We start from the raw sequence: 18,991 nt of genomic DNA on the forward strand, positions 1-18,991 counted from the left end.
TATTTTTTAGTTGGAGAGATTATGGGGTATACAGATCATTTTAAGTTTGACCGGGAACCATTTTCAAACGCACCTAATGAAAAATTTTATTTCGACAGTGATCAACATAACCAGGCCTTGTTGCGGCTGAAATATTCTGTCGATACAGATAAAGGACTCGCTGTCCTCGTTGGTGGAGTGGGAACAGGAAAGACCACACTAGCTCGGCGTATGTTGGATAACCTCCCTTACGATAAATATGAGTCGTCGCTTCTTGTGATGATTCATTCAGCAATCACTCCAGAATGGATTATGTCCCGTATCTGTACACAGTTAGGGGTCAAAAATCCTGACATTAGCCCGCTGAAGATGTTGAAACAACTCTTTGAGCGCCTGCTGGAAATTGAAAAAGAGGGGCGTAAAGCTGTTGTCTTGATTGATGAAGCACAGATGCTACAAACCCGTGAGCTGATGGAGGAGTTCCGGGGGTTATTGAATCTTGAGATTCCTGATAAGAAATTACTTAACATTATCTTTTTTGGTTTACCCGAACTCGACAATGTCATGAAGCTGGATGCTCCTCTGGCTCAACGTGTTGCGTTTAAATATACGTTGACTCCCCTTTCTACCCAGGCCACTTTGGCGTACATCAATCACCGACTCCAGGTTGCTAAGTGCGAGGTCTCTCCTTTTCATGAAGATGCTTTGGCTCTGATCCATCAATTTTCAGGAGGGGTTCCCAGGTTGATCAATACGATTTGTGATAATGCTCTGTTTGAAACCTATCTCCGTCACGCTTCAGAAGTGTCGGCTGAAATCGTTAATAATGTTGCTGAAGATCTCGGGTTTGTGAGCGTTGGCTTAACTTTGGCACCAGAAGAGGTGTCATCATCTGAACCAGAGCCAGAAGATGAGTTTGAGGATATTGAAGTGTTCTTTGAAGGTTTGGAAGAAAAATAATTCAAGGATCAAGAGGGTTGTTTTGTTTCGATAGCGGTCGGGAATTATCTCGAGCGCTATCTTTTTATCCGTTGGAAAGTCATAATAGCTGCTATGGAAACAAAAATACATGTTCTCCCTGAAGACTTATGTAATAAAATCGCTGCGGGTGAGGTGGTTGAGCGACCCTCCTCTGTAGTGAAAGAATTGCTCGAAAACTCCCTGGATTCAGGTGCATCAAATATCCTGATTGAGCTCGAAGCAGGGGGGAAACGTCTCATCCGAGTGACAGATGATGGCTGTGGGATGAGCCGTCAGGATGCGTTCCTTTCATTTGAACGCCATGCAACCAGTAAAATCCGCACCGATGCAGATTTATTTGCTCTACATACGCTGGGGTTTCGCGGGGAAGCGATGGCTTCAATCGCCTCGGTGTCGCGTCTCCGTTTAAAAACATGTGCGAGCCAAGATGGTCTGGGGCAGCAGATCTATGTCGAAGGGGGGAAGATTAAAAGTGTGACTGAGGTTGGATTACCCCAGGGCACTGTTGTTGAGGTTCGAAACCTGTTCTTTAATTTACCCGCGCGTAAAAAATTTCTGCGTAAAGAGCAAACTGAACTGGGCCATGCCGCAGATGTCGTGACCAAACAAGCGATGGCAAATCCGACGGTCAGTATTCGCTTAAAACACAATGATCGTACGCTGCTTGATTTGCGTCGAGAAAAGGGGGTTCGAGAACGGGTTGCGGCTTTGCTGGGTCGGTCGGTGTTGAATGATCTTCTTGCGGTGGAACAGCAGGCTGGAGATGACCTGCAACTCTCGGCGTTAATTTCTCAACCCCAGTTGACGCGCTCAGCTGCGTCACATATCTACACCTTTATTAATGGTCGTTATATACGTGATCGGATTGTTCAGCATGCGGTTATGGACGGCTATCGTCACTTGCTAATGAAAGGGCGTTATCCTGTCGTTATCCTGTTCTTGAAAATCGATCCAGCACAGGTCGATGTCAATGTCCACCCAACGAAGCATGAGGTTCGTTTCCGTGAGCAGTCCTTGGTTCACGATTTTATCGCTAAGAGTTTGCAACAAGCGCTCAGCCCGGCAACATGGTTAACGCAACTCCCTGAGACCCCGGATCAAGTGCCACGGATGGGATTGCAAACTGAAGCACCCGTACACCGGGATGATGAAGCAGTAAAAAATGATTCTGTCAGAGAAACGCATGGTCACTATGCACCACCCATCGCCAATATGGGCGACCCGTTACCAGAAGCGGACATCCCAGCGGTTAACTCTCCATTTGATGAACCAGTGCGGTCAACTATGGACACTGCAGCCGGTCAATATTCACTGCCGGGAAGTGAGGCTCAGGGCTTCTTTAGCGGTTTGCAGATCCTTGGTCAATATCATCAGAGTTACATCCTCTGTCAGGACCGGGCTGATCTGGTTTTAATCGATCAACATGCCGCTCACGAGCGCGTTGGTTTCGAAAAGTTACGCCACGCGTATGCCGCTGGCGAAATCCCAAGCCAGACGCTTCTGTTTCCCGAAGTCTTAGAGCTCGACTTTAACAGTGCGACGGCGCTGAACGATAATCAATCTGAACTTGAGAAACTCGGCTTTGAGGTTGAACCTTTTGGTGGTAAATCTTTTGCTCTTAAAGCTGTCCCATTGTTATTAGCGGACAGTAATGTCGCCGGACTGGTTGTCGATGTAGCCTTAGAGTTAGCCCGCATCGGGCGTACCGGTCAACTGCGTGAATCTATCGATGATATCCTCATCATGATGGCTTGCCATAGTGTTATTCGCGCTAACCAGGCCCTTGAAACTGTAGAAATAAAGGCCTTGTTTCGCGCCCTCGATCAGATTGATTTTAAGGCGAACTGTCCTCATGGCAGGCCGGTCGTCCAGCGGATGACATTGTCTGAAGTGGAGCGTCTTTTCCGAAGAAAATAGTGGCCGTTGGTTTGTCTGGGCAACTTCCCCTGTGTCATGCTGCTCAGAAGTAATTTCTGGGGCATTTCCTGGTAACAAAAATACGGTATATTTCATCTGATGCGAGAGTTTGAATATGGTTGAAGCAGAATCTGAAAAAATATCCATCGTGGTTATTTGTGGTCCAACTGGCACAGGTAAAACGAGTTTGGCTCTTTCTCTTGTTGACAGGTTTCCTTTAGAAATTATTTCAGCAGATTCGCGGCAAGTTTATCGGTCTATGGATATCGGCACGGCAAAAGCAACCCTTCAGGAACAGGCTGTAGCCCCGCATCACATGATCGACCTGATTGATCCTGATCAGGAGTTTTCAGTTGCCGAGTTTATTGATCAATCACGACCCTTGTTGGCAGATATCTCGGCCCGCAAGAAAATTCCCTGTGTTGTCGGCGGTACCGGGCTCTATATCCGTGCATTGCTCAATGGGTTGGCCGATCTGCCTTCCGCGAACGGTGAGTTACGCAAGCAGTTGCTTGAAACCGAGGAAAAGGGGGGGAGGGGGACCCTTTTCTCTCAGTTAAAGGCGGTCGACCCTGAGTCGGCAACTCTGATACACTCCAATAACATTGTCAGGATCGTCAGAGCACTCGAAGTCTTTTACCTGAGTGGTCAAAAAATGTCTGCGCTAAAAGCCGAGCACGGTTTTGCAGAGCAACCATATCGTGTTTTGAAACTGGCTCCGGACTTTACTCGGTCGCAACTTTATGCACGCATTAACGACCGCACCGAACAGATGCTATCAGATGGTTTAGTTGATGAAGTCAGAGCGCTGGTTGAACGTTATTCATTAGATCTGAAAGCCTTGCAAACTCTCGGTTACAGAGAAGTGGTCCGATTTTTAAAAGCTGAAATCGGTGCCGAGCAGATGTTGGCTGATATTCAGAAATACACCCGCCAATATGCAAAAAGACAGCTGACCTGGTTTAGGAAAGAAGAGGATATTATTTGGGTTGATTCCTCAACGAAGTCTGATATTGTAGTACAATCTATTGAAAATTTTTTACTTGAGTAAAGGAGAGGACATGCCTAAGTCACCATTTAATATCCAGGATCAGTACTTGAATCAGGCTCGAAAAGAGCGGGTAAAGGTTTCTCTTGTCATGATGACCGGGAATAAACTTGAAGGTTATATAAAATCCTTCGACAGCTTTTGTATTTTAGTCGAAAGCAGCGGAGATGTTTTAGTCTATAAACACGCTGTAAGTTCAATAACGTCTGTTGACGGAAATTTTCGTCTTCATGGGGGGCGTGATTAAATTTATATTTTCTACGAGGGTTTTCATTGAGGGCGGTGCCGGTGGTGCCGCCCTCAATGCTTTTCTTCGCAGTTTTTCATATTCCATATAAATTTGCTATTTTAGGTTGGCTTTGTTTGTAACAGAAGTCGTTCAGTGTAAGAAAGAGAACATCGCATGGTCAGGGTAGATTCGGTTGAATCAGGGAGTTATGCTGCAGAACTTGGGTTGCTTGCTGGTGATAGATTGCTTAGTATTAACGGACATGAGATTAGTGATATCGTCGACTATCATCAATGCCTAGAGCAGGATCATCTTCTGCTGGCGATTCTGCGAGACGACGATGAGCTGTGGGAATTTGAACTGGAAAAAGATTCCCATGAAGACCTAGGGTTAGAGTTAGAGCATCCGCAACCGCGCCAATGTGGCAATCAGTGTATGTTTTGTTTTGTCCATCAGTTACCTAAGGGGATGCGGCAGACCCTGTACGTCAAAGATGAAGATTACCGTTTTTCTTATCTCTACGGTTCTTATATCACGCTGACAAATCTGACTGAAACTGATCTGCAGAGAATTATTCGTGATCAACTTTCCCCTCTATATATTTCTGTTCATGCGACAGAACATGCTTTGCGACAAAGATTGCTTGGGGCTCAGGTTCCAGAAATCTTACCGTTGTTACAACGGTTAACCCAGGAAGGGATTGAGCTCCATTGTCAAATTGTCTTATGTCCGGGTATCAATGACGGGGCAGCATTACAACAAACAATAACCGAGCTCTCACAACTTTATCCGCGGATTATTTCTTTGGCTGTCGTTCCCGTCGGGTTGACGCAACATCGTGAAAAATTGCCGCAATTAACGAAGATGACGCAGCCTGATGCCCTGTCCTGTTTGCAAATAATCCATCAGCAGCAACAGCTTTTTCTCCAGCGCCATGGGCATCGCTTTGTGTTTGCTGCAGACGAATTTTATCTGTTAGCCAAAGCAGAACTTCCCTTGGCAGCAGATTATGAAGAATTCCCGCAGATTGAAGATGGTGTTGGTATGATTGCCCAATTTCGACAACAGGTAGAAGAGGTCTTGTTGGAAGTTGAACCCCTCGAATTGTCCAGAATTACCTTGGTCACCGGGTGTCTTTTTTACGACGAATTGCTTCATTTTGCTGAGCAAATTGGTTCTAAAGCAGATGTCATTGTCGATGTGATTGCGATCAGAAATAATTTTTTTGGCCTTGATGTCACCGTAACTGGCCTTATTACTGGTGCTGATTTGTTAGATCAATTAAAAGGTGTGGACTTGGGGGCGGGGTTGCTGCTTCCAGATGTCATCTTTAAAGATGGTGGTGAATTGCTGCTTGATGATTTAACTATTGAAGATATCAGAAGCGCTTTGCCCGTTCCAGTGTTGGCTGTCGAAAATTCTCCCTGGGGGATCTTTGATGGAATGGAAGCCTTGGCAGATGGTCCGATTGAAATTATCCATGTGTAATATTCTGGTTTGATGTCATGCAAAAGAAAACAATCATAGGTGTAATCGGAGCGTCTGAGGCGTCACCTTGTGGTCTTAAATCTGCGTATCAGATTGGCCGACTCATTGCACGAAACGGTGGAGTCCTGGTTTGCGGTGGCCTTGGTGGAGTGATGGAGGCGGCATCTCGCGGTTGTGCTGAAGCGGGAGGAGACGTCATTGGTATTTTACCTGGCGATAGTTCCAGTGCCGCGAACCGCTATGTTTCATTACCCATCGTTACCGGGATGGGGCACGCGCGTAATGTTATCATTGCGCAAACAGCTCAAGCTTTGATTGCTATTGAAGGGGGACATGGAACCTTATCAGAAATTGCCATTGCTTTAAAAATTGGAAGAACCGTTGTCCAACTCAATAGCTGGCCCCAAATTTCGACCACAACACCTCAAGCACAAACACCTGAACAGGCGATAGAGATGGTTTTTGCTGAGCTTCAGAAAGGTGAACTCATCAATGGATAAGCTGCAGTCTTCGACGGAAGATTCTAATTGTATCAACGCCCAGATTGACGATAACTCTGTCGGTAACATGATTGAATGGATTCGGGGGCGAGGAAAAATTCTTATTATCTGTCACGATAATCCTGATCCAGACTCAATTGCATCTGCTGTTGCTCTGCGCCATCTGATCCTGATTAAAACCGGACAGGATGCAGTTTTATCTTACGGTGGCGTTATTGGTCGCAGTGAAAATCGTAAAATGGTGGAGTTACTGGAGATCTCTCTGGTGCCAATCTGTGAACTTAACCTTAGCCAGTTTGCAGTTATCTGTATGGTTGATACTCAGCCTGATGCCGGGAATAACTCTCTACCCTCCGGACACCAAGTCCATCTGGTTATTGATCATCACCCTTCAAAAAAAGATCCAACGGATATTTTTTGGGTTGATGTGCGTGAAAATTATGGCGCTTCAGCCACTATCCTTTACGAATATCTGAATAGTCAAAAGGTCTCGATTAATACGAAACTTGCAACCAGCCTTTTTTATGCCATTAAGTCAGAAACTCAGGACCTTGGTCGCGAGTGGTCAAAGGCTGACCGTGAAGCGTATTTAAAGCTGTTACCCATTTCCAATAATCAGATACTTTATGATATTATCCATCCCCCTGTGCCGCGAAATTATTTTTCAGCGTTTCACACTGCGATTGAAAATTCACGCGTTTTTGGTGAAATGCTGGTGTTTAATTTACATACGATTGATAACCCTGATCTGGTTGCAGAACTTGCAGATTTTCTTTTGCGAGAACAGGGTATTCGCTACGTTTTTGGCATGGGCTGGTTTAACGGCACACAAATTTTATCGATGCGATCTTTAAATCCAGAAGCGAAGCTTGGACTCGTCATCCAGCAAGTCATTGCCGGGATTGGTACTGCTGGCGGGCATGGGATGATCGCCGGTGGACAAGTCCGTGACATTGGTGAGGATCAGCACTCGCAATTGCAACTGGAGAAACTGCTAATCGCGCGCTTGTTTGAGGTCTTCAACGTGGAACCCTCGGTCGGTGAATCTCTTATTTGAACCCTTTTTGGATAAACATTAAATTGATAGTGTCTTGCTGGATAAACGAGGTCCAGCTGGATTTGTAGGGAGTTTTCATGCGTTACCTTGTTCTGCTTCTTTGTTTTTTTCTGCCCCTGAGCTCAGCGTTTGCCGCCGTTGATATCGGTTTGCGTGGTAAAGATCCTGTCCGCCTCGCAGATGTCTATCAGCAGGATGGTGTTCCTTATGTCGCGATTGAAGATGCTCTGGACGCTGTTAATTTGACGGGGCATTGGAACGCAATCTCACATAGTTTTTTAATCCGTTCGAAGTATGGGTGGGGAGAAATTTCTCCGGCGAGTGGCTATCTAAAACTTGGCGATGAATTTTATCCCTTGAAGGATAAGCCCCGTTTTATTGATGGTCGCCTTCGTGTAACTGATAGCTTTGTCTTAAACCAACTGGCACAACTAAGTGGTCAATCAGTCTATTTTCGCAACCTTGACCCCGATATTGATAACACTCCTGCAAAACAAGCCAGAGGAATAGAAAAGCTCTTTGCCTTTTTTTTGAATAAAAAAGCCAGTAAAAGCGCCTCAATACTTCGGTCTGTAGCGATCGATCCCGGACATGGTGGTTTGGATACCGGTATTATTGCTCCTTCAGGATTTAAAGAAAAGCAGTTGAATATGGATGTCGCAAACAAGCTGGCCAAGCAGTTGAAAATGAAGCTTGGCATCCCCATTTATCTCAGTCGTGACGGCGATTATGAAGTGACAATGGAGCAGCGATTACAGGCGGCTTCGAAAGAGGATGTCGATATCTGGTTGTTGTTGCATGCCCAAGCCTCTTTTTCTGCTGAATTAAGTGGTGTGAACTTGTTTATCCGACCAGAAGAAAAAGCCCCCGATGTTACCGAAGGTGCTGTGACCGCAACAGTCACAAGTGACAGTATGCTTCTCGCCAATGATCTTGCCTTGAGTTTGCGTGAGAATTCGATCAAGGTTCGCGGTATCTATCCATCATCACGTTTATCTCTCGGCAGAGGGGATCTACCGACCGTACTGATTGAACTTGGATATTTGAGCAATCCGGAAGAGCTGCAACAACTGCAAAATCCCGATTATCAAAATCAAATAATACAAGCTCTATATACTGGAATTCACCGTTATGCCAAGAAATCCAAGGAGAAAACTAATGACATCAACTAATGTGAAACGCTGTGATGGGCGCTTGGAGAACCAGTTGCGACCGTTCAGTTTTCAGCGCCAATTTACCAAATATGCAGAAGGTTCGGTTTTGGTTTGCTGTGGAGAAACCAAAGTTCTTTGTAACGCTTCAGTTGAGGAACGTGTTCCCCCGTTTATGCGCGGGCAGGGACGTGGATGGGTCACGGCAGAGTACAGTATGCTGCCGCGTGCAACCCATACCCGTTCCATGCGTGAAGCGGCCAAGGGGAAGATTTCTGGCAGAACACAGGAAATTCAACGTCTGATTGGACGATCACTGCGGGCAGTGACCGATCTGGAAGCGATGGGTGAAATAACCGTCCAGATTGATTGTGACGTTCTGCAGGCCGATGGTGGCACTCGCACAGCGTCTATAACGGGTGCTTATATTGCTCTTTATGATGCTCTCAATCATTTGGTGACAAAGGGGGTCTTGAATGAATTGCCGCTCAAAGATAGTGTCTCTGCTATCAGTGTCGGCATTGTCGCTGCCAACCCATTGTTGGATCTTGATTATCAGGAAGATTCAAATGCTGATGTCGATATGAACTTTGTCATCACTGGAACTGGTAAATTTGTTGAAGTGCAGGGAACAGCAGAAGAAGAGCCGTTCTCCCTCGAACAACTGGATGAGTTACGCAATCTGGCGCTGCAAGGGTGTCGAGAGCTGACCTCATTGCAACGACAATCACTGGATTTGGAATCATGAAGTTGTTGATTGCAACTGGAAATCAAGGAAAATTGAGGGAGATCCGCACCCTTTTGGACGATTCGGGCATTGAAATTGTGGGTCTTGATCAATATGAAGAGGCTCCAGACGTTATTGAGGACGGCGCAACTTTTTTGGAGAATGCCCGTAAAAAAGCTGTGGAAATGGCTCAATTCAGCGGCTTACTCACTCTGGCAGATGATAGCGGTCTTAGCGTCAATGCTCTGGCTGGAGAACCAGGGGTATTTTCTGCGCGCTATGCCGGTGAACAATGTGATGACAAAGAAAATAATCGGAAATTGCTGCGGGAAATGGATGCCATCTTAGATGAGCAAAGGCAAGCAGCGTTTCACTGTGTCATAGCTCTGGCTTGGCCAGATGGTCGTTGTCAGACATACAGCGGGCAAGTTTCAGGTTTGATTATGCGTGGCGAACGTGGATCAGGTGGTTTCGGCTATGATCCGCTGTTTATGGTTCCAGAATATGGGAAAACTATGGCAGAGCTACCTGCTAGCATAAAAAATCGAATCAGTCACCGGGGGATGGCATTGCGGAAAGTCATCCCATCACTAAAGCAGTTGGCAACCGAGTAACTCTGGCTTAATGGTTAATATCTTGACAGCTGGGTAGTCTGATGTTAAAAACCGCCTCGATTTATATAACACTATAAGGAGAAAATATTATGGAGAGAACATTTGCAATCATAAAACCGGATGCTTTTGCGGCAGGATCAGCCGGAAAAATTTTGGCACGGATTTATGCTGAAGGGTTTAAAGTTGTCGGCTTAAAAAAACTCTATTTAAGTAAAGTTGAAGCTGAAGGTTTTTATGCCGTTCACAGCGAGCGCCCATTCTTTGGTGAATTGACAGATTTTATGAGTAGTGGTCCCTGTATTGTTATGGCTCTTGAGGCTGAGAATGCAATCTCCAAGTGGCGTGATTTGATGGGTGCTACAAATCCTGCTGAAGCGGCTGAAGGGACTCTGCGGAAAGAGTTTGGTAGCAATATCGGTGAGAATGCAACTCACGGCTCTGATGCTCCAGAGACCGCAGCTTTTGAATTAGGATATTTCTTTAACGGTATGGAATTGCTTTAGATTTCCGTCCCTACTTGTTGGTTTTAACAGCGCCCTGCAGACTCATTCTGCGGGGTTTTCTGTTTGAACCTGAAGTTCAGCTGTGCGGTGGTTGTCTCCATTTAATCAGTGTTCCTGAAACCTTCTGGGCACTCTGCTTTTACCAATTTCACAATTCTCTACACCAGGACAATCTTCAACTGGGCAGGGCTCGATGTGGATAATCACATTGGCACCGGGAATCTCTTTTTCTATCTTTTTCTCCAGACTATCGGCGAGTGCATGCGCTTCAGCGACGCTCATGTCTTTGCAAACTTCCAAATGGAAATCCATGATTTTCAAAGATCCTGCGCGTCTGGTGCGTAAGCCGTGGTAGCCTGCTAATGGGCCGCTGTGGTTACTGATGAGCTGATGGACCTGTTGCTGGATTTCATCGGGGAGTTCATGGTCGAGGATATCTGTCAAGCTCCGTTTAATCAGTTGTAATGCTTCATGGAGAATGTAAGAAGCCACGAGAATTGATAACGCAGGGTCAAGCCAGGAGATATTAAACCAGCGGACCATCAGCAGTCCGGCCATCAGGCCAAGATTGCTGTAGATATCCATACGGAAATGGAGTGAATCCGCTTCCAGGGCTGAAGAGTCTGTCTCTTTGGCAACTTTACTTAAGTAGCTGGCGATAAACCAGGAGACGATGGCACTGAACGCCAAAACTCCAATACCCTGATCAATATTTTCAAGGGCGTTATTCTGGGATAAGCGGACGATAGACTCATAAATAATCCAGCCACCAGAACCACTGATGACCAATGCTTGAAACAGCGTCGCCAGAGTTTCATACTTTCCGTGCCCAAAAGGGTGGGACTGGTCAGGAGGTTGTTCCGCATGGCGGATAGCCATAAAGTTCACCCCGGACATGAGGATATCCAGTAATGAATCGATTGCTGATGCCATGACGGCCATAGAGCCACTGAAAAATGCCACCACCAATTTAATGGCAGCAAGGGTAAAGGCTCCACAGATTGAAAATGCCGCTGCCTTGACTTTAGGGTTCGACTTTTTAGTCACGGTCAACCTCTGTTGCGTAACGGACAGGCTTTATTCCAAGCGATATAACCGTCGCCGGAGATCGCGTTAAAACTCTCAATTCGTTGCTGATAGTACTCGGTCTGGCCACAAGACTGAGAAATTTCTGCGGCGACCGTTTTGGTAACGAGTTCTTTTTCAACACAAAAACGGTAGAAATGACGGATGCCGATCAAGACACTCTCAAGTTCTCCCATATTGGGTTCGATTGTGTTGATGATATACCAGTTCCCCGCAAAACTGTGCACCAGTTCTGCGGATATTTCAAAAATATTGCAGCGCCGATGATCGATCATATAATCACGTAAATAATAATCTGCGCCACTCGCCATACTCCCTGCTTCTAACGGGGGCATTGCCATATCATTCAGTAAGTAAGCATGGAAGTGTTGAAGCAGCGCTTTACAATGGTTGTCGGCCCTTATTTCATCTTCAAGGGTTCTGATCTCATAATTCTGCCGATTGAACGGATCTTTCTGGCTTGCTGCTGTCTTTGAGTGATTCATGGTTTTCCTGAAAGAAGAGATTCACCTGCTTATTATGACTATAATCGGTAAAGTTTTCTAACATCAGACTAGCGACATGGTCAAGCAGTACAATATGCTATAGTCAACGCTCTATTTACTTACCGGGGTGCCTTTGTTAGGATACTGCGCCTTGTGTGATCACTCGTAATTATCTTATTTATCCAGACGTAAAATCAGGATGTTAGCATGTCAACAACAACCCCAGTAATGCGCCAGTATTTAGAAATAAAAGCAGATTATCAGGATGCCATCCTGTTTTTCCGCTTGGGAGATTTCTATGAAATGTTTATGGAGGACGCCGTTCTGGCTTCCCGGGTTTTAGGCATTACGTTGACTTCCAGAAACAAGGGGGTGGCAGACGCAGTGCCATTATGTGGAGTCCCTTACCATAGCAGTCAGGGGTATATCTCCAAGTTGATTGCTGCGGGTCACAAGGTTGCTATCTGCGAGCAGGTGGAAAACCCGAAAACTGCCAAGGGGATCGTCAAGCGTGAAGTCGTCAGAGTCGTGACTCCTGGCTTGGTGACCGATACTGAAACCTTAGAGCCCAAGGAGAACAATTATCTCCTCGCTATTGTTAAAAATAAAGATTCATACGGGCTAGCCCATATCGATATTACGACTGGAGAGTTTCGGGTGACCGAAGTTGAGACTCTGCAGCAAATCGAGAGTGAGTTGGGTTCCTTGCGACCACGGGAGGTTCTTTTCAGTGATTCACAACCCAGTCGCGAGTTAAAACAGCAGATAGGTACCCCTCTTGACGGGGTTATGTGCAGTTTTTTGCCCGAGTGGGTCTGTGAAGAGGATTATGCCCAGGAACAGCTCTGTACGTTTTTTGGTGTCACCGGTCTCCAGGCTTTTGGTTGTCATGAGTTGTTGGCTGCACAACAGGCTGCTTCAGTTGTCCTTTATTATCTGCACCAGACCCAAAAAGAAGAACTTCACCATATTCAGGCGTTACAGACTTATCACCCCCAAAACTATATGGTGTTGGATGATTCTACGCGGAGAAATCTGGAGCTGACAGCAACGCTCCAGGATGGTAAAAAGCGTGGTTCTCTGCTGGGAGTTCTGGATCGCACCATGACGGCTATGGGAGGCCGGACCCTGAGGCACTGGATTCATTATCCGTTGATAGACCAGTATCAGATTCTGCAACGGCAACGGGCCATTGCTGAGTTGGTTGATGATAGTTTGCAACGACTGGATCTCATAGAAGCTCTTGACGGGGTGTATGACTTAGAGAGGTTGAACAGCAAGATCGCTATGGCGAGCGCAAATGCAAAAGATCTTGTCGCTTTACGCTCTTCGCTTGGAAAACTGCCCCGCTTTGAAGACCTTCTCAGTCCGCTGCAGAGCGAATACCTTACCCAATTGCGTGAAAATATTGATCTGCTCCCAGAATTGGTCACGCTGCTCGATCAGGCTATTACTGATGACCCGCCATTTGTCCTGCGTGATGGTGGAATTATCAAAGACGGCTTTAATGAAGAACTTGACGAGCTAAGGGTCATTAGTCGTGATGGTAAAAGCTGGATTGCTGCACTGGAACAACAGGAGCGGGAGCGAACTGGGATTCCAACCTTAAAAGTTAAATATAATAAGGTGTTTGGATATTTCATTGAAGTGACTCATAGAAATTTGGATCGAGTCCCGGACGAATATCATCGCAAGCAGACCTTGACCAATGCTGAACGCTTTATCACCCCTCAGTTAAAAGAGTATGAAGATAAGATTCTTGGCGCTGAAGATCGGATCGTCGAGCTGGAATATAATTTGTTTCAGCAAATCCGTCTCAAGGCGTCCGCAGAAGGGCGGAGAATTCAACAGAGTGCTGATATCTTGGCTACTCTTGATGCGCTCCTTTCACTGGCAGATCTTGCCCATGAGCGCAATTATGTGTGTCCACAGATCGATGAATCTGGGGCGATCTACATTGAAGGGGGACGTCATCCAGTTGTCGAAGGGATGCCCCTTAAAGAGGCTTTCGTCCCCAATGATGTTGAACTGGATACCGAAACCAATCAATTGTTGATTGTCACTGGCCCCAATATGGCCGGTAAATCAACTTTTATGCGTCAAGTTGCATTGATAACGCTGATGGCGCAATTAGGGAGTTTTGTCCCCGCTGAAAAGGCACGCATTGGAGTTGTTGACCGGATCTTTACTCGAGTTGGCGCAAATGATAACCTTGCAAAGGGTGAGTCAACATTCATGGTGGAGATGAATGAGACGGCAAATATCCTGCGCCATGCGACGCAGAAGAGCCTGATCATCCTTGATGAGATCGGGCGTGGAACTTCGACCTTTGATGGCGTCAGTATTGCCTGGGCGGTTGCAGAGTATCTCCATGATAATCCAAAAATTGCGGCAAAGACTTTATTTGCAACCCACTATCATGAATTGACTGACTTGCCCCTGACGCGGGAACGGGTCAAGAATTACAATGTTGCCGTCAAGGAATGGAATGACCAGATTATTTTTCTGCGGAAGATCATTCCTGGCAGCGCCAGCCGCTCTTATGGCATTCAGGTAGGTCGATTGGCTGGCTTGCCGGACGCTGTTATCACCCGGGCCAAAGAGATTTTGCATAATCTTGAAGCTGGGGAGTTCGTCCGTTCTGGCGAACCGCGGTTGGGCGAGGGTAAAAATAAACTTAAAAGACAAGATAATAGACAAATGTCTCTGTTTCAGGGACAACAAGAAGACAAAATCCGCATGCGTCTGGAAGCACTCGATGTGAGTAGCACCACCCCGATTGAGGCGTTGACCTTGCTTGATGAACTTAAAAAGATGCTTTAAATAATGAAATTTAAAACCTGTTTTCTTTTAATCCTCTTGTTCTCGGTGTTGGCAACCTTGCCCTGTAATACTTTTGCCGAAAGCTACTCTGGCTTGCGACAAGAGTATCAGCAGTTAATGAAGTCTTCTCAGTTGCAACGGCAGCGGGCTAATTGGGATAAACTTATTGCCAGATTCGATCGCTTCGTGGTTCAGCAGCCGCAGAATAAAGATCTTGAAAGAGCCCTGTTTCTCAAGGCAAGGCTCTGGGATGGCCTTTCCAGTGCATCAGGCAGCGGTCGGGATGCGCGGGAAGCAATCGATCAATATCAGGTCATGGCCAAGCGTTTTCCCCGCAGTCGCCTCGCCGATGATGCTTTGTTCTTAGCCGGGCAGATTGCTGAGAATAAACTGAACGATCAAGCCTTTGCTTATGGCCTTTATCAACAACTGGTTGCGCAGATGCCCGCAGGTGATATGGTCGCTGAGGCGAAAAAACGGATTGCTGTGTTGCCAGCACCAAAAGTCCCACGCCCCGTCGTCGCTGAGCAAGATTATGCTGATGACCGGTCGGTCGGGGATGCTCCCAGACTGGTTAAAATCCGCTATTGGAGCGGCCCCCAATATACCCGGATTGTTCTTGACCTCAGCGCTCCCGTTGTCGCAAAACCAAACTATCTCAAAGGTGAGAACCCGCGCCTCTATTTTGACCTTCTTTATACCAAGGTTGTCAGTGGCTTACCATCAACTATCGCTATTGGTAATGGTCTGATCAGACAGGTTCGTGCCAGTCAGTTTGATGGACAGCGGACCCGAGTGGTTCTGGATTTGAACCGGGTCGCTGATTATGAGTTGACGACTCTTGAAAATCCACATCGTCTCGTTATTGATATCAAGGGACAACCAACTGGGGTTGCATTGAGCCGTCAGCCTCCGGGGGCGCAGGTTGCATCTGCTGCGGCGGACGATTCAATTGCCTCAATCCTAAATAGCTCCTCTGACCGCCAGGTTGCCGTTCATATCCCGCATAAAGAGCATGATGAAGGGATCCGTTTGGTTGTGATTGATGCCGGACATGGTGGCCGGGATCCGGGCGCTATTGGGCCCAATAAGACTTATGAAAAAAATGTCACTCTGGCGATGGCGAAGGCTTTGGCCAAAAAACTGCGACAGGAACTGGGGGTTAAGGTTCTTTTGACCCGTTCAGATGATCGCTATCTAAAGTTACGTGAAAGAACTGAATATGCAAATCAGGTTGGGGCAGATTTGTTTATCTCTTTGCATGCTAACGCGACAGCCAATGGTAAGGCTTCAGGCGTCGAAACCTATTTTTTAAACCTGTCAAAAAACAATCAGGCTGCAGAAGTCGCCGCCCGCGAGAACGGCACCACATTGCAAGAGGTGGGAAATTTGGAAGCCATTCTGTTTGACTTGATGGCCAATGCAAAAATTAATGAATCAAGCCGGCTCGCTGCTGAGGTGCAACAATCCCTCATTAGCGGACTACGATCACGTTATAGCCGCGTTAATGATCATGGTGTTAAGCAGGGCCCGTTTCATGTTTTGCTTGGAGCGACCATGCCATCAGTCCTAATTGAAGCGGGATTTATCAGTAATTCACGTGATGAAAAGCGTTTAATTTCTAGCAATTATCAGAAGCATGTAGCTGCGGCAATAACGGCAGGTGTCAAGAATTATTCCTCGACGATAGATCAGGTTGCAAAACGATGATTACTGCAAAAGAAGGGGCCATCCAAGAAGTGTTCCCGCCACATATCCTTGACGGCGCTCGTGATTATGACGCTTGCCGGGAGTCTCTTCTGGATGCAGCGCGCCTGTTTTTGGATGCGCATCTGCAACGCATTCACCAACTAAATGATCAGGGCGCTTCAGGACGTGACGTTGTCCGTGAATTAACCTTCGTCTTTGATCAATTCAATAGCAGCCTATATAAGGCCGTCACTGTTGATTTGAGTGCGGAAGCCCTGGCGGGCTGTGCCCTGATCGCCTTGGGCGGTTATGGCCGGGCAGAAATGAACCCCCGTTCAGACCTTGATCTGATGTTTTTTTATGAACCATCCGGGCAGGAAGCCGCGAGGATTATTTCTGACCGGATGCTCTATCTGCTCTGGGATTTACGTTTGGACGTCGGATACAGTGTTCGCTCGAGCGAATCCTGCTTAGAGGAGTCGCATGACAGTACCGTCCGGTCCGCTTTGTTGGATGCGCGGTTAATTTCTGGAAACGCGAAAGTATATGCGGCCTTTCGGTCGACAGTGAGTCGACAGATGTTGAGTCGGGAACCACAAAAGTATATTAAACTGAAGTTGGATGAACGCATTGAGCGGAAGAAGAAATATGGTTCATCGGTCTATGTGCTTGAACCTAACCTGAAAGAGGGGGAGGGCGGTCTCAGAGAGTTACAGGAGGCACTGTGGATTGCGCGGGTCAAGTTTAAATCCAGCGGGATCAAAGAGTTGCTTACCAAAGGGGTGATTACCGAAAAAGAGCTTGAGGAGTACTCTCAGGCGCTTGATTATCTATGGAAAATCCGCAATTTTCTCCACTTTAAGGGGCAGCGCAAAAGTGATCAGTTGACCTTTGATTTACAACCACAGTTGGCAGTAGCGTTTGGCTTTAAAGATAACCGCCGCGCTTCAGCAGTCGAACAGTTTATGCAGGCCTATTACGCTCATGCGATTAAAGTAGAACATCTGTCGACCCAGCTAATCCTCAACGCGACTCAAGCTCCAGCGACTCCACGGCGCGGGGTATTTAAGTTTCTTGCCAAGCGGAATCTCGAAGATGGTTTTTATATTATCCGCGGTGAACTGCGTGCCAAAGTCGATCAACAGTTACTTGATGATCCGGCGCTGATGATGGTTGCTTTTGAACTGGCACAAAAGCATGAAGTGTCGATATGTTTTGAGCTGAAACAGTTGATCAGAGATAACGCTCATCTGATTCATGATAAAATTCGTCGTTCCAGCCGGATCAACCGTTCCTTTATGAATATTTTACGTCACCCTAAAGGGATTAGTCATATCTTGCGAAAAATGCATCATTTACAATTTCTGAATGCATTTATCCCTGAATATAAAAAAATTTATTGTCGTGTTCAGTTCGACCTGTATCATATCTATACGGTTGATACCCACACCTTGTTTGCTATTGAACAGATAGAAAAGCTCTGGGCCGGGGATTATGCCAACGAGCAGCCTTTGTTGACCGAGGTTGCCAATAATATTGAAAAGCGCGAGTTATTACTGCTGGCCATTTTATTCCATGATATCGGTAAGGGGAGCGGTAAAGATCACAGTATTCGCGGTGCTGAAATGATTCCAACGATAGCTCGCCGACTGCGTTTAAACCGTGAAGATAGTCAACGATTGCAGTTCCTTGTGTTGCATCACCTGAAGATGGCTCATATCTCACAACGACGAGATTTGCAAGATTTCAAGATGATAGCTCAATTCTCTCAGCTCATGGGGATGAGCGAAACCTTGCGCATGCTATACCTTCTGACTTTTGCCGATATTAAGGCTGTTGGCCCCGATGTCTGGACTGAATGGAAGGGAAGTCTGCTCCGTGAACTCTATGAAAAGGCTTATGATACCTTAGAGAAAAATGAATTTTATCAAGAGAAACGGTCTCAAAAAGTACGCAACAGAAAACGCCACATCCGCCAGGCGTTATTGGAAGATTATACGGAAAGCAAAGTCAATAGAATCTTAAAAAGTCTCAACACTCGTTATTTGATGAGTTATCGTTCTGAAGAGATTATTCCTCACTTGCGTTTGGCCCTCAGCCGTGGCAAAAAAACGCTGGTCATGCAGGTTGATCATAAACGTGAGCTAAATTATACCGAATTGACTCTAGCTACGATTGACAGCCCAGGGCTTTTTTCACAAATCGCCGGGGTTTTGGCCGCCCATTCGATCAATATTCTTGGCGCACAAATTCACACCAGAAAAACCGGGACCGTGTTAGATATTTTGCAAGTCAATAGTGCGATTGGTGATGTTGTAGATAAGCCCCAAAAATGGGCTCGCGTGGAGACTGATTTAAGTAAAGTGATCTCCGGACAAATTTTTGTTGAAGAATTGTTTGATACAAGTCAGCAACCTGCTTATCTCAATTCAACTACTGGGCGCTCTCAGCGTGCAAACAAGGTTGAAATTGATAATGAAGTTTCTGACCGCTATACTGTCGTCGACATCTTTGCTCATGACAAGGTTGGCCTTCTTTATGACATTACCCGGACCCTAAATGAGTTAGGGCTGTATATCGCGGTCTCCAAGATATCAACCAAGGTTGATCAAGCGGCTGACGTTTTTTATGTCTGTGATATTTTTGGGCAGAAGGTCACTGATCCGATAAAATTGGCAGAGATTCGTTCGACAATGTTAGCCGGCCTTGAGTAG

General features: G+C 46.3%; 16 protein-coding genes. 14 read left to right on the forward strand and 2 right to left on the reverse strand.

Annotated elements, in window-relative coordinates:
• Positions 1 to 21 precede the first annotated feature (21 nt).
• From BLU87_RS13755 to ndk, 11 genes are all read left to right on the forward strand, one after another.
• A complete protein-coding gene (locus BLU87_RS13755; protein WP_092349811.1) occupies positions 22 to 939 on the forward strand; it encodes an ExeA family protein in 918 nt (305 codons plus the stop codon).
• A gap of 93 nt (positions 940 to 1,032) precedes the next feature.
• Positions 1,033 to 2,877: a DNA mismatch repair endonuclease MutL gene (mutL, locus tag BLU87_RS13760; RefSeq protein ID WP_092349813.1), complete on the forward strand. Its 1,845-nt coding sequence runs from the start codon at positions 1,033 to 1,035 to the stop codon at positions 2,875 to 2,877.
• A gap of 115 nt (positions 2,878 to 2,992) precedes the next feature.
• A complete protein-coding gene (gene miaA / locus BLU87_RS13765) occupies positions 2,993 to 3,928 on the forward strand; it encodes a tRNA (adenosine(37)-N6)-dimethylallyltransferase MiaA (protein WP_092349815.1) in 936 nt (311 codons plus the stop codon).
• 10 nt (positions 3,929 to 3,938) lie between these two features.
• On the forward strand, positions 3,939 to 4,172 hold the full coding sequence (gene hfq / locus BLU87_RS13770; protein WP_092349817.1) for an RNA chaperone Hfq: 234 nt from the start codon (positions 3,939 to 3,941) through the stop codon (positions 4,170 to 4,172).
• 156 nt (positions 4,173 to 4,328) lie between these two features.
• Entirely contained in the window at positions 4,329 to 5,642 is a 1,314-nt protein-coding gene (locus tag BLU87_RS13775; RefSeq protein WP_092349819.1) for a DUF512 domain-containing protein, read from the forward strand.
• A 17-nt stretch (positions 5,643 to 5,659) separates the two neighbouring features.
• Positions 5,660 to 6,142, forward strand: coding sequence for a TIGR00725 family protein (locus tag BLU87_RS13780; RefSeq protein WP_092349821.1), 483 nt, complete (start codon positions 5,660 to 5,662; stop codon positions 6,140 to 6,142).
• Positions 6,135 to 7,199: a DHH family phosphoesterase gene (locus BLU87_RS13785; protein WP_092349823.1), complete on the forward strand. Its 1,065-nt coding sequence runs from the start codon at positions 6,135 to 6,137 to the stop codon at positions 7,197 to 7,199. Before BLU87_RS13780 ends, BLU87_RS13785 begins: the two co-directional genes overlap by 8 nt.
• Positions 7,200 to 7,276: 77 nt before the next feature.
• Entirely contained in the window at positions 7,277 to 8,371 is a 1,095-nt protein-coding gene (locus BLU87_RS13790; RefSeq protein WP_092349825.1) for an N-acetylmuramoyl-L-alanine amidase family protein, read from the forward strand.
• Positions 8,358 to 9,098, forward strand: coding sequence for a ribonuclease PH (gene rph / locus BLU87_RS13795; protein ID WP_092349827.1), 741 nt, complete (start codon positions 8,358 to 8,360; stop codon positions 9,096 to 9,098). The genes BLU87_RS13790 and rph overlap by 14 nt, the downstream gene beginning before the upstream one ends.
• On the forward strand, positions 9,095 to 9,691 hold the full coding sequence (locus BLU87_RS13800) for an XTP/dITP diphosphatase (protein ID WP_092349829.1): 597 nt from the start codon (positions 9,095 to 9,097) through the stop codon (positions 9,689 to 9,691). Before rph ends, BLU87_RS13800 begins: the two co-directional genes overlap by 4 nt.
• A gap of 89 nt (positions 9,692 to 9,780) precedes the next feature.
• Entirely contained in the window at positions 9,781 to 10,194 is a 414-nt protein-coding gene (gene ndk / locus BLU87_RS13805; protein ID WP_092349833.1) for a nucleoside-diphosphate kinase, read from the forward strand.
• A 105-nt stretch (positions 10,195 to 10,299) separates the two neighbouring features.
• On the opposite strand, the gene BLU87_RS13810 is transcribed toward ndk, so the two are convergent.
• Both BLU87_RS13810 and BLU87_RS13815 read right to left on the reverse strand, forming a co-directional pair.
• A complete protein-coding gene (locus tag BLU87_RS13810) occupies positions 10,300 to 11,241 on the reverse strand; it encodes a cation diffusion facilitator family transporter (protein WP_092349835.1) in 942 nt (313 codons plus the stop codon).
• A 2-nt stretch (positions 11,242 to 11,243) separates the two neighbouring features.
• Positions 11,244 to 11,765: a hypothetical protein gene (locus tag BLU87_RS13815; RefSeq protein ID WP_092349837.1), complete on the reverse strand. Its 522-nt coding sequence runs from the start codon at positions 11,763 to 11,765 to the stop codon at positions 11,244 to 11,246.
• A gap of 207 nt (positions 11,766 to 11,972) precedes the next feature.
• On the opposite strand from BLU87_RS13815, the gene mutS reads away from it, so the two are divergent.
• From mutS to glnD, 3 genes are read left to right on the forward strand one after another with little or no spacing between them, the layout of a single operon-like run.
• Positions 11,973 to 14,588 carry a DNA mismatch repair protein MutS gene (gene mutS / locus BLU87_RS13820; protein WP_092349839.1) on the forward strand — a complete coding sequence of 872 codons (2,616 nt, stop codon included), beginning with the start codon at positions 11,973 to 11,975 and terminating at the stop codon, positions 14,586 to 14,588.
• A 3-nt stretch (positions 14,589 to 14,591) separates the two neighbouring features.
• Positions 14,592 to 16,298 carry an N-acetylmuramoyl-L-alanine amidase gene (locus BLU87_RS13825; protein ID WP_092349841.1) on the forward strand — a complete coding sequence of 569 codons (1,707 nt, stop codon included), beginning with the start codon at positions 14,592 to 14,594 and terminating at the stop codon, positions 16,296 to 16,298.
• Positions 16,295 to 18,991 (forward strand): [protein-PII] uridylyltransferase, encoded by a 2,697-nt coding sequence (gene glnD, locus BLU87_RS13830; RefSeq protein WP_092349843.1) that lies wholly within the window; start codon positions 16,295 to 16,297, stop codon positions 18,989 to 18,991. The genes BLU87_RS13825 and glnD overlap by 4 nt, the downstream gene beginning before the upstream one ends.

This window comes from Desulfuromusa kysingii (assembly GCF_900107645.1).
In the GTDB taxonomy this organism is placed as follows: Bacteria; Desulfobacterota; Desulfuromonadia; order Desulfuromonadales; family Geopsychrobacteraceae; genus Desulfuromusa; species Desulfuromusa kysingii.

Coding starts and splice junctions, on each gene's coding strand:
- BLU87_RS13755 (WP_092349811.1), top strand. CDS start 22: ATGGGGTATACAGATCATTTTAAGTTTGACCGGGAACCATTTTCAAAC.
- mutL (WP_092349813.1), top strand. CDS start 1,033: ATGGAAACAAAAATACATGTTCTCCCTGAAGACTTATGTAATAAAATC.
- miaA (WP_092349815.1), top strand. CDS start 2,993: ATGGTTGAAGCAGAATCTGAAAAAATATCCATCGTGGTTATTTGTGGT.
- hfq (WP_092349817.1), top strand. CDS start 3,939: ATGCCTAAGTCACCATTTAATATCCAGGATCAGTACTTGAATCAGGCT.
- BLU87_RS13775 (WP_092349819.1), top strand. CDS start 4,329: ATGGTCAGGGTAGATTCGGTTGAATCAGGGAGTTATGCTGCAGAACTT.
- BLU87_RS13780 (WP_092349821.1), top strand. CDS start 5,660: ATGCAAAAGAAAACAATCATAGGTGTAATCGGAGCGTCTGAGGCGTCA.
- BLU87_RS13785 (WP_092349823.1), top strand. CDS start 6,135: ATGGATAAGCTGCAGTCTTCGACGGAAGATTCTAATTGTATCAACGCC.
- BLU87_RS13790 (WP_092349825.1), top strand. CDS start 7,277: ATGCGTTACCTTGTTCTGCTTCTTTGTTTTTTTCTGCCCCTGAGCTCA.
- rph (WP_092349827.1), top strand. CDS start 8,358: ATGACATCAACTAATGTGAAACGCTGTGATGGGCGCTTGGAGAACCAG.
- BLU87_RS13800 (WP_092349829.1), top strand. CDS start 9,095: ATGAAGTTGTTGATTGCAACTGGAAATCAAGGAAAATTGAGGGAGATC.
- ndk (WP_092349833.1), top strand. CDS start 9,781: ATGGAGAGAACATTTGCAATCATAAAACCGGATGCTTTTGCGGCAGGA.
- BLU87_RS13815 (WP_092349837.1), bottom strand. CDS start 11,765: ATGAATCACTCAAAGACAGCAGCAAGCCAGAAAGATCCGTTCAATCGG.
- mutS (WP_092349839.1), top strand. CDS start 11,973: ATGTCAACAACAACCCCAGTAATGCGCCAGTATTTAGAAATAAAAGCA.
- BLU87_RS13825 (WP_092349841.1), top strand. CDS start 14,592: ATGAAATTTAAAACCTGTTTTCTTTTAATCCTCTTGTTCTCGGTGTTG.
- glnD (WP_092349843.1), top strand. CDS start 16,295: ATGATTACTGCAAAAGAAGGGGCCATCCAAGAAGTGTTCCCGCCACAT.